The 8829-nt window shown below is 41.6% G+C and carries 16 protein-coding genes; 15 read left to right on the top strand and 1 reads right to left on the bottom strand.

The window, feature by feature from the left end; genetic code table 11:
• Positions 1 to 371 precede the first annotated feature (371 nt).
• Complete coding sequence (locus P1X15_RS30515) at positions 372 to 1109, bottom strand: hypothetical protein (RefSeq protein ID WP_277341897.1); 738 nt, start codon at positions 1107 to 1109, stop codon at positions 372 to 374.
• 560 nt (positions 1110 to 1669) lie between these two features.
• On the opposite strand from P1X15_RS30515, the gene rplC reads away from it, so the two are divergent.
• The 15 genes from rplC (at position 1670) to rpsH (ending at position 8819) form a co-directional block, all read left to right on the top strand.
• Positions 1670 to 2290: a 50S ribosomal protein L3 gene (gene rplC / locus P1X15_RS30510; RefSeq protein ID WP_028663483.1), complete on the top strand. Its 621-nt coding sequence runs from the start codon at positions 1670 to 1672 to the stop codon at positions 2288 to 2290.
• A gap of 40 nt (positions 2291 to 2330) precedes the next feature.
• Positions 2331 to 2960, top strand: coding sequence for a 50S ribosomal protein L4 (gene rplD, locus P1X15_RS30505; protein ID WP_028663484.1), 630 nt, complete (start codon positions 2331 to 2333; stop codon positions 2958 to 2960).
• A gap of 4 nt (positions 2961 to 2964) precedes the next feature.
• Positions 2965 to 3255 carry a 50S ribosomal protein L23 gene (gene rplW, locus P1X15_RS30500; protein WP_277341896.1) on the top strand — a complete coding sequence of 97 codons (291 nt, stop codon included), beginning with the start codon at positions 2965 to 2967 and terminating at the stop codon, positions 3253 to 3255.
• Between the two features lie 34 nt (positions 3256 to 3289).
• Complete coding sequence (rplB, locus tag P1X15_RS30495) at positions 3290 to 4114, top strand: 50S ribosomal protein L2 (protein WP_277341895.1); 825 nt, start codon at positions 3290 to 3292, stop codon at positions 4112 to 4114.
• Between the two features lie 10 nt (positions 4115 to 4124).
• The gene (rpsS, locus tag P1X15_RS30490) at positions 4125 to 4403 is read left to right on the top strand and encodes a 30S ribosomal protein S19 (RefSeq protein ID WP_028663487.1); all 279 of its coding nucleotides are present in this window, start codon (positions 4125 to 4127) and stop codon (positions 4401 to 4403) included.
• 86 nt (positions 4404 to 4489) lie between these two features.
• The gene (gene rplV / locus P1X15_RS30485; protein WP_028663488.1) at positions 4490 to 4855 is read left to right on the top strand and encodes a 50S ribosomal protein L22; all 366 of its coding nucleotides are present in this window, start codon (positions 4490 to 4492) and stop codon (positions 4853 to 4855) included.
• 14 nt (positions 4856 to 4869) lie between these two features.
• On the top strand, positions 4870 to 5679 hold the full coding sequence (gene rpsC / locus P1X15_RS30480; RefSeq protein WP_028663489.1) for a 30S ribosomal protein S3: 810 nt from the start codon (positions 4870 to 4872) through the stop codon (positions 5677 to 5679).
• A gap of 48 nt (positions 5680 to 5727) precedes the next feature.
• Positions 5728 to 6159 (top strand): 50S ribosomal protein L16, encoded by a 432-nt coding sequence (gene rplP, locus P1X15_RS30475; protein ID WP_028663490.1) that lies wholly within the window; start codon positions 5728 to 5730, stop codon positions 6157 to 6159.
• An 11-nt stretch (positions 6160 to 6170) separates the two neighbouring features.
• Positions 6171 to 6371, top strand: a complete 201-nt coding sequence (rpmC, locus tag P1X15_RS30470) for a 50S ribosomal protein L29 (RefSeq protein WP_028663491.1) — start codon at positions 6171 to 6173, stop codon at positions 6369 to 6371.
• Positions 6372 to 6410: 39 nt separating this feature from the next.
• Positions 6411 to 6689, top strand: a complete 279-nt coding sequence (gene rpsQ, locus P1X15_RS30465; protein WP_028523591.1) for a 30S ribosomal protein S17 — start codon at positions 6411 to 6413, stop codon at positions 6687 to 6689.
• 2 nt (positions 6690 to 6691) lie between these two features.
• The gene (rplN, locus tag P1X15_RS30460) at positions 6692 to 7060 is read left to right on the top strand and encodes a 50S ribosomal protein L14 (RefSeq protein ID WP_028523592.1); all 369 of its coding nucleotides are present in this window, start codon (positions 6692 to 6694) and stop codon (positions 7058 to 7060) included.
• 6 nt (positions 7061 to 7066) lie between these two features.
• Positions 7067 to 7420, top strand: coding sequence for a 50S ribosomal protein L24 (rplX, locus tag P1X15_RS30455; protein ID WP_277341894.1), 354 nt, complete (start codon positions 7067 to 7069; stop codon positions 7418 to 7420).
• A 74-nt stretch (positions 7421 to 7494) separates the two neighbouring features.
• On the top strand, positions 7495 to 8049 hold the full coding sequence (gene rplE, locus P1X15_RS30450; RefSeq protein ID WP_028663494.1) for a 50S ribosomal protein L5: 555 nt from the start codon (positions 7495 to 7497) through the stop codon (positions 8047 to 8049).
• A 23-nt stretch (positions 8050 to 8072) separates the two neighbouring features.
• On the top strand, positions 8073 to 8342 hold the full coding sequence (gene rpsN, locus P1X15_RS30445) for a 30S ribosomal protein S14 (protein WP_028663495.1): 270 nt from the start codon (positions 8073 to 8075) through the stop codon (positions 8340 to 8342).
• Between the two features lie 78 nt (positions 8343 to 8420).
• Positions 8421 to 8819, top strand: coding sequence for a 30S ribosomal protein S8 (gene rpsH, locus P1X15_RS30440; RefSeq protein ID WP_037325715.1), 399 nt, complete (start codon positions 8421 to 8423; stop codon positions 8817 to 8819).
• The last annotated feature ends 10 nt before the right edge of the window (positions 8820 to 8829 follow it).

Below are 8829 nucleotides of genomic sequence, written 5' to 3'. Positions count from 1 at the left end.
GTCAGTGCCTACTTAATGATAGCGAGTTGCACAGTCCAATTAATCATGTATGATAATTTCACTAATCAAAGAGAGTTGGGCAGTTTAGAGAATTTTAAAGTCACTTTTCAATAATGCCCATCCCTCATTTAGATATATCACTGATAATACCTAAATAAAAGGCCAATAAAGTCTTTATCTCGGATAAAATGAACGAGCTTTTTGAGAAATACACCACATACATTGATTACTCTCTCTGTCAATGCAACCGAAAAGGAAGTGTACCCTTATACTAACCTAAGCAATGGTATAGCTTTTTGACGGCATTGCCTTCTTCAAAGCAACATGTAGGGACCTGAAATCAGGAGGTCAAGAGTTTTCTAAGCAAGTAGCTAGTAATAACATTTTAGTTTTCGACGTTCTGCACGTCTCATTGGGCTACCGATGAGATATTCGGCTCGTAGTGATAAAAATCCGTATGAATCTTTTATTTTAGGATTGCCTCTTTGATTACCAGGTTCATTGCGTGCAGGATAACCCGTAGGAAGATTAGTAAGTTCGGGCCTTCTATCAGACAATGCTAAGGCGAGTTCTGACATTCCAGTTGGGTCGGGATAATTGGTACTGACATCATCCAAGTAGTCCGAATTAGCAAAATTGTCGCTCAACTCCACTGCAAAACCCAGCCGGTCATTGTATTTAAATGAAACACCAATTCCTACAAGAGCAATTCTAACAAGTCGATTGTAAGCTACACCTTCTGTTTGGAGAGGGCGTAAGCTATACCATTTCCCTTGATAATAAGCTTTGGGGTTGATAAATGTCATTCCTATACCACCAAATATATACGGCTTTATAAAGCGCTCGGTATGAAATCCAAACAAATCAGCTTGCAAACCTACATAAGCAGCAGAATTAGTGGATCTAAAAGAAAGGTTGTTGTACCAAATAGGTCCGCCTTCTTGTTTGGCCGAAAGTCTATATAGATTTATTTCTCCTCTAGCCGAAAAGTGTTCAGATAACCTATACAATAAAGCCACCGCTAAATGTGGTTCAATGAATCTCAAATCGGTTTTGGCTCTCATATCTCCTAAGTAATAAGACAATCCTCCGCCGAAACTAAGCTTCATGCTTCCAAAAGCAGGAGTATTACGATATAGCCGGCTGGATCTACTCGTTTGAGATCTAAGTACTTGTGCACAAAAAATAAGAAATAAGAATACGAACCAACGAACTTTCATGTTATGACTGCTTTATTGACCTCACTCCATACATTTACTACATAACGAAAATTATAGCGATGCTAATACACAAAATTGTGCCATAATATATGTTGTACAGAAAGGGCTATTTTGACAAAAGTAAAAGGATAAAATTATTTTATAAAATTTCTCACAAAATGCTTGCTTTTGCAGCTTGAATTTCAGACCTTTGCAAGCCTTTTCAGAAAGACGCCTTTTAGTTTCAATCAAAATATAGGTTGGGTGAAGGTCCGAAAGGAAACCGCATCTGAATTCACTGATGATAAGCTCCCTTACGAGAGTATTATTTTCAAGATAGAAGTCAGATGTCTCCGCATCTGACTTTTTTTTTGAAATCAAATAAACGTACTTGGATTGTTAAAATAAATTTACGACCTTTGCAGTCCATTTTGTAAAATAAATTTTATAACCTGCTGTAAATCAAAAAGATGTCTGGTTTAATAGGAAAAAAAATCGGGATGACAAGCGTGTACACTGCGGACGGGCAGGCTCTGGCGTGTACTGTAATTGAGGCTGGTCCTTGTGTAGTTACGCAAGTTAAAACCGATGAAACCGATGGATACTCAGCTATTCAGCTCGGTTTTGCAGAAAAAAAAGAAAAACACACGACCCAGCCGCTCGCGGGTCACTTCAAGAAAGCTGGGACAACGCCCAAGCGCAAATTGGTTGAGTTTAAGGAATTTACTCAAGATCTTTCGCTCGGACAAACGTTGACTCTCTCAGAGGTATTTGTTGAAGGTGATTTTGTTGATGTTGTAGGTACTGCTAAGGGGCGTGGTTTCCAAGGGGTAGTTAAGCGTCATGGTTTTGGAGGTGTTGGTGGCCAAACACACGGTCAGCACAACCGCCAACGTCACCCAGGTTCGATTGGAGCTTGTTCATTCCCTTCTCGTGTATTTAAAGGGCTTCGTATGGCAGGTCGAATGGGTAACAATCGCGTTAAGGTTCAAAACCTTAAAGTGTTGAAAGTCATTCCTGAGCAGAATCTCGTCGTTATTAGTGGTTCAGTGCCGGGTGCGAAGAATTCTTTTGTAATCATCGAGAAGTAATTAATAGCTACGGTGAACTGTTCAATCCGATATTAAGACAATGGAACTTTCAGTATTAGATATAAAAGGAAAAGATACGGGCAAAAAAGTAGCCCTTGCCGATGAAGTTTTCGGCATTGAGCCAAATGAGCACGTTGTGTATTTGGACGTTAAGCAGTATTTGGCTAACCAACGTCAGGGTACACACAAATCAAAAGAGCGCGGAGAAGTTTCGTACTCAACAAAGAAAATTAAGCGCCAAAAAGGAACTGGAGGCGCGCGTGCTGGTTCAATCAAGTCGCCAGTATTCGTAGGTGGTGGTCGTGTATTTGGTCCAAGACCTCGCGATTATAGCTTCAAACTGAACAAGAAAGTGAAGGTATTGGCGCGTAAGTCTGTACTTTCTGCAAAAGCCAAAGCAAATGGTATTTCTGTGATTGAGGACTTTACTTTTGAAGCACCCAAAACAAAACAATACTTAGCGCTCTTGTCTGCTTTCTCGCTTTCAAATAAGAAGACCCTTCTTATTTTGCCTGCTAATGACAAAAACGTGTATTTGTCAGGACGTAACATCCCAAAGGTAAATATCACTACTGCAGATGAAGTAAATACTTATGATCTCATCAATGCTGAGGTGCTGTTGATAAGTGAAACGGCTGTGTCGAAGTTAGAAAATCTTTTGAACAAGTAAGACAATGAGTGTACTCAAGAGACCCATATTGACCGAAAAAGCTACTGCACTCAGTAATTTGGGTAAGTATGTATTTGAAGTGTCAAAAACTGCCAATAAAATAGAAATTGCTAAAGCCATCGAGAAAATGTATGGTGTAAACGTAGCAAGCGTAGATACAATGCGCGTTATTGGTCGTAAAAAAACTAGAATGTCACGTGGTAAAGCAATTAGTGGTATTACTTCAACGTATAAAAAAGCCATAGTGACTCTAAAAGAAGGCGAATTGATTGATATCTACGCCGAAATTGTTTAATAATCGTTGAAGTAGCAAATAACAGAACAAAACAATGGGAGTCATTAAGCTCAAACCAACAACACCCGGTCAACGCTTTCGTACGGCTCCGTCGTTTGACGAGATAACAACCGACAAGCCCGAGAAAAGTCTGTTGGCCCCCATCAAAAAAACTGGTGGACGCAATAGCCAAGGTCGTCGTACAGCTCGTTACATTGGCGGTGGCCACAAGCGCATGTACCGTATCATTGATTTTAAGCGTAACAAAACTGATATCCCTGCTACGGTAGTATCAGTAGAGTACGATCCTAACCGTTCTGCACGTATTGCTCTATTGCAATATGAAGACGGTGAAAAACGCTACATCATTGCTCCACAAGGAATCGTAGTAGGTCAGACCGTGATTTCTGGCTCAAGTGTAGCACCAGAAGTAGGCAACGCGCTTCCTTTAAGCTCAATGCCAATCGGTACTATTGTTCACAATGTAGAACTACATCCAGGTAAAGGAGGACAATTGGTACGCAGTGCTGGTACTTATGCTCAATTAGTTGCACGGGATGGTAAATACGCGGTATTGCGTATGCCCTCAAGTGAGATGCGTATGGTTTTGTCAGTCTGCATCGCTACTGTAGGGTCAGTATCTAACGCAGATCATATGAACGTAAGCTTAGGTAAAGCTGGTCGTAAGCGTTGGTTAGGTATTCGTCCTCGCGTTCGTGGGGTTGCAATGAACCCAATCGATCACCCTATGGGTGGTGGTGAAGGCCGTGCCTCAGGAGGTCATCCACGCTCACGTACAGGTTTGTACGCAAAGGGTAAAAAGACCCGTACTCCTAAAAAGTATTCAAACCGTTTGATCATTAGCAAACGTAAAAAATAATCGAAGATAAATGGGACGTTCGATAAAAAAAGGGCCATACATTGATTTTCGCCTTCAGAGCAAAATCGACACCATGAATGGTTCTGGCAAAAAATCAGTTATTAAAACTTGGTCAAGACGCAGTACAATCTCTCCAGATTTTATTGGTCATACTTTTGCGGTACACAATGGGAATAAATTCATTCCTGTGTACGTAACCGAAAACATGGTAGGGCATAAGCTAGGTGAATTTTCACCTACTCGTAACTTCCGCGGACACATTGCAAAAAAAGACAAAGGAAAGAGATAAGTTATTAGTTAATGGTTAGCCATCATTCATTGGTTTTATTCCACATAACTATTAACAGATAACAATTAATGTTTTTCTGAAAGAAAATGGAAGCAAGAGCTATATTAAGAAACGTACCCACTTCACCTCGCAAAATGCGCCTTGTGGCTGACATGATTAGAGGCCAGAAAGTGAGCCGTGCGCTAGCAATTTTGCAGTATCAGCCACAGGCTGCTGCTCCGGTTTTGAAAAAAGTGTTGATGTCGGCAGTAGCCAATTGGCAACAACTCAACGAAGGCGCTAAACTTGAGGATGCTGATTTGGTCGTTAAAACGATATTTGTGGACGGTGGTGCCATGCTAAAGCGCCTACGCCCAGCTCCACAAGGACGTGCTTATCGCGTTCGTAAACGTTCAAATCATATCACTATCGTGGTAGATGATGCTGCACAATTAATCCAACAAGAAGCCTAAAATTTCAATAACGAATGGGACAGAAAGTTAACCCTGTAGGTCTGCGACTCGGTATCGTCCGTGGTTGGGAATCAAGCTGGTACGGTGGACGTGAGTTTGCTGACAAGCTGATTGAAGATGAGCAGATTCGCAAATATATTTCCGCTCGTATTCCAAAAGGCGCTATTTCAAAAGTAGTAATTGAACGTACTTTGAAACGCATCACTTTGACGATTCACACTGCCCGCCCAGGGATTGTAATCGGAAAAGGTGGAAACGAGGTTGATAAAATCAAAGAAGAACTCAAGAAGATTACGGGTAAAGATATCCAAATCAACATCTACGAAATAAAGCGTCCAGAAATAGATGCTAAATTGGTAGGAGAGTCAATTGCCCAACAATTAGAAAACCGTATCTCTTACCGTCGTGCGATGAAACAAGCGATTTCGTCGGCAATGAGAGTAGGTGCTCAAGGAATCAAAGTACGTATTTCTGGCCGCCTTGGTGGAGCAGAAATGGCCCGTACTGAAGAGTACAAAGAAGGCCGCGTGCCTCTTCATACCTTGCGTGCTGATATTGACTATGCTATCTCTGAAGCATTGACAGTATACGGTAAAATCGGTATCAAAGTTTGGGTCTTCAAAGGTGAAATCTTTGGAAAGCGTGATTTGTCTCCTGTGAGCGGTGGCGCTGCCTCAGCAGAACGTAGTGGAGGCAACGAACGTGGAGGAGAAAGAGGCGATCGTCGTCGTGGTGGTGGTGACCGTGAAGGTGGCGACCGTCGTAGAGGAGGTGATCGTGACGGTGGCAAAAACCGTAACAATAATCGCAATAAGAAAAAGTAATTATCGAAAGCAAAAGAGCTTGAAAAGCTCTACTAATACTGCTGAACCATGTTACAACCGAAAAGAACCAAGTTCCGCAAACAACAAAAAAGCAAAGGGTCTGAACAAGGTATGGCCACTCGTGGCCACCAGATCGCTTTCGGTACGTTTGCCATTAAAGCGCTCGAACCGGGCTGGATTACAGCTCGCCAGATTGAGGCAGCTCGTATTTCCGTTACTCGTGCAATGAAACGTGAAGGTCAGGTATGGATTCGTATCTTCCCAGATAAACCAATCACCAAAAAACCTCTTGAGGTTCGTATGGGTAAAGGAAAAGGTGCTCCTGAATATTGGGTAGCCCCTGTTAAAGCAGGAACCATTTTGTTTGAAGCTACTGGTGTTTCTCTTGAATTAGCAAGCGAAGCCCTTCGATTAGCGGCACAAAAATTACCTGTGAAGACTAAATTCGTAGTTCGTCGCGATCATCAAGAAGCAGAATAAGCATTAGTCAAATGAAAAATAGTGAAATAAAAGCGCTAAGTGTAGAGCAATTGCAACAAACCCTTGTGGAAGAGCAAGATCGCCTACTTAAGTTGAAGTTTGCTCACGCCGTATCTCCTATTGAAAATCCGATGCGTATTCGTAATACGCGCCGTCTGATTGCTAGGTTGAAGACGGAGTTGTCGGCTAAAAACAAGGCCGTAAGCGCGTAATAATGGTCAGGAGACCCCAATTGTAAAATAACCGACACAATGGAGGCAGCAGCACAAACAACCGTAGAAAGAAATTTACGCAAAGTCAGAGTAGGCCGCGTCGTAAGCAACAAGATGGAAAAATCTTGCGTTGTTGCGGTCGAGCGTAAAGTTAAGCACCCCAAATATGGTAAGTTTATGAAAAAAACAACCAAATTGATGGTGCATGACGAAAACAATGAGTGTGGCATTGGCGATACAATTCGCGTCATGGAAACTCGCCCACTTAGCAAGAATAAGCGTTGGAGATTAGTCGAAATCATTGAAAAAGCGAAATAACAATGGTACAGCAAGAATCAAGACTGTCTGTCGCTGATAATAGTGGAGCAAAAGAAGTACTCGTAATCCGTGTATTGGGTGGTACTGGCAAGCGTTACGCTTCTATTGGCGATAAAGTAGTAGTGACAGTTAAACAGGCAATTCCCTCGGGCAACATTAAGAAAGGTACTGTTTCTAAGGCCGTTGTTGTTCGTACCAAAAAGGAAATCCGTCGTAAAGATGGCTCTTATATTCGATTTGAGGACAATGCCGTAGTATTACTCAACAACCAAGACGAGCCACGTGGTACTCGTATCTTTGGCCCTGTTGCTCGCGAATTGCGTGAGAAAAACTTTATGAAAATTGTTTCATTGGCACCTGAAGTATTATAAGAAGCAATGGAAAGAAAATACAACAAACAACCCAAGCTGCATATCCGTACCGGCGACACGGTAAAGGTAATAGCAGGTAACTCAAAGGGTCAGACTGGCAAAGTCACGAAAGTGTTAGTAGAGAAACAACGTGCTATCGTAGAAGGTGTAAACTTGATAACAAAGCACATAAAGCCTACTGCCGCTAATCCTCAAGGTGAGCTTAAAAAAACGGAAGGTTCGATTCATATCAGTAATTTGATGTTGGTTGATCCTGCTAATGGCCAGCCTACACGTATTGGTCGTAAGCTTAATGATAAAGGAAAGCTACAACGCTATTCGAAAGAAACTGGGCAGTTTATTCCAGACTCTTCGAAATAGTCGGCCCATTAAAAGTAGCCTACAGTAAAAAACACAATTTATAAAGTGGGTCGGAAATCCACTAAATCAAAAAAATGGCAACTCCGAGATTAAAAGAAAAATATTCGAACGATATCGTCAAGCAATTGAACGAGAAGTTCCAATACAAATCGGTAATGCAAGTACCTCGTTTGTCGAAAATTGTAATCAACAAGGGAATTGGTGCTGCTGTAGCTGATAAGAAATTGATAGATGCTGGTTTAGAAGAAATTACCATCATCGCTGGACAGAAAGCTGTTCCTACAATTTCTAAAAAAGCGATTTCAAACTTCAAACTTCGCGAAAAAATGCCAATTGGTGTTAAAGTTACTCTTCGCGGAGATCGTATGTACGAGTTTTTAGATCGTTTGAATTCTATCGCTTTGCCACGTGTCCGTGACTTCCAAGGAATCAGCGACAAAGGCTTTGACGGACGTGGTAACTACACATTTGGTGTTAAAGAGCAAATTATCTTCCCTGAAATTCAGATTGATAAAGTAAACAAGATCTCAGGTATGGATATTACGTTTGTAACAACCGCAAAAACTGACGAAGAGAGCTATGAGCTTCTAAAAGCTCTTGGTATGCCCTTCGTAAAAGGTAAGAAATAAAAATCCTTTTTATAAATAAGGAAATGGCTAAAGAATCCGTAAAAGCAAGAGAATTGAAAAGACAGAAGTTGGTTGCAAGATATGCCGCCAAACGTGCTGCACTCAAAGAAGCTGGAGACTACGAAGGCTTGGACAAATTACCCCGAAATTCATCAGCGGTACGTTTGCACAACCGCTGCCGTCTTACAGGGCGTCCTAGAGGGTATATGCGTAAATTTGGGATTTGTCGCGTAGTTTTTCGTGAAATGGCATCCCAAGGGAAAATTCCCGGCGTAACCAAATCAAGTTGGTAAACCTCTTTTGTTTTTAAAAAATCAATTCCGTAACTTTGCAGCCCTTTTGCGGAAGGGTAGCAACAAATCAGTAGAGAAATGATAACCGATCCCATAGCAGATTATCTGACGAGAATCAGAAACGCCATAAGGGCGAAGCACCGGGTTGTGGAAATACCTGCTTCTAACATTAAGAAGGAGATAACGAAAGTACTCTACGACAAAGGCTTTATCCAAAACTATAAGTTTGAAGATAACGGTCCTCAGGGTACAATCAAGATTGCTTTGAAGTACAACCCCGTAACAAAGCAGTCGGCCATTGTTGATTTGCAACGTGTAAGTAAACCAGGTTTGCGTAAATATTCGGGTGCGACCGAATTGCCTCGCGTACTCAACGGTTTAGGTGTTGCAATCGTATCTACCTCGAAAGGGGTAATGACTGACAAAGAAGCTCGCGTCTTGAACGTGGGCGGAGAAGTATTGTGTTACGTTTACTGATAAAAACATA

The sequence above is a fragment of the Runella sp. MFBS21 genome (assembly GCF_029433105.1).
Classification (GTDB): Bacteria; Bacteroidota; Bacteroidia; order Cytophagales; family Spirosomataceae; genus Runella.
The sequence above is the reverse complement of the archived record's forward strand: the minus strand, read 5'-3'. Positions and strand labels throughout refer to the sequence as shown.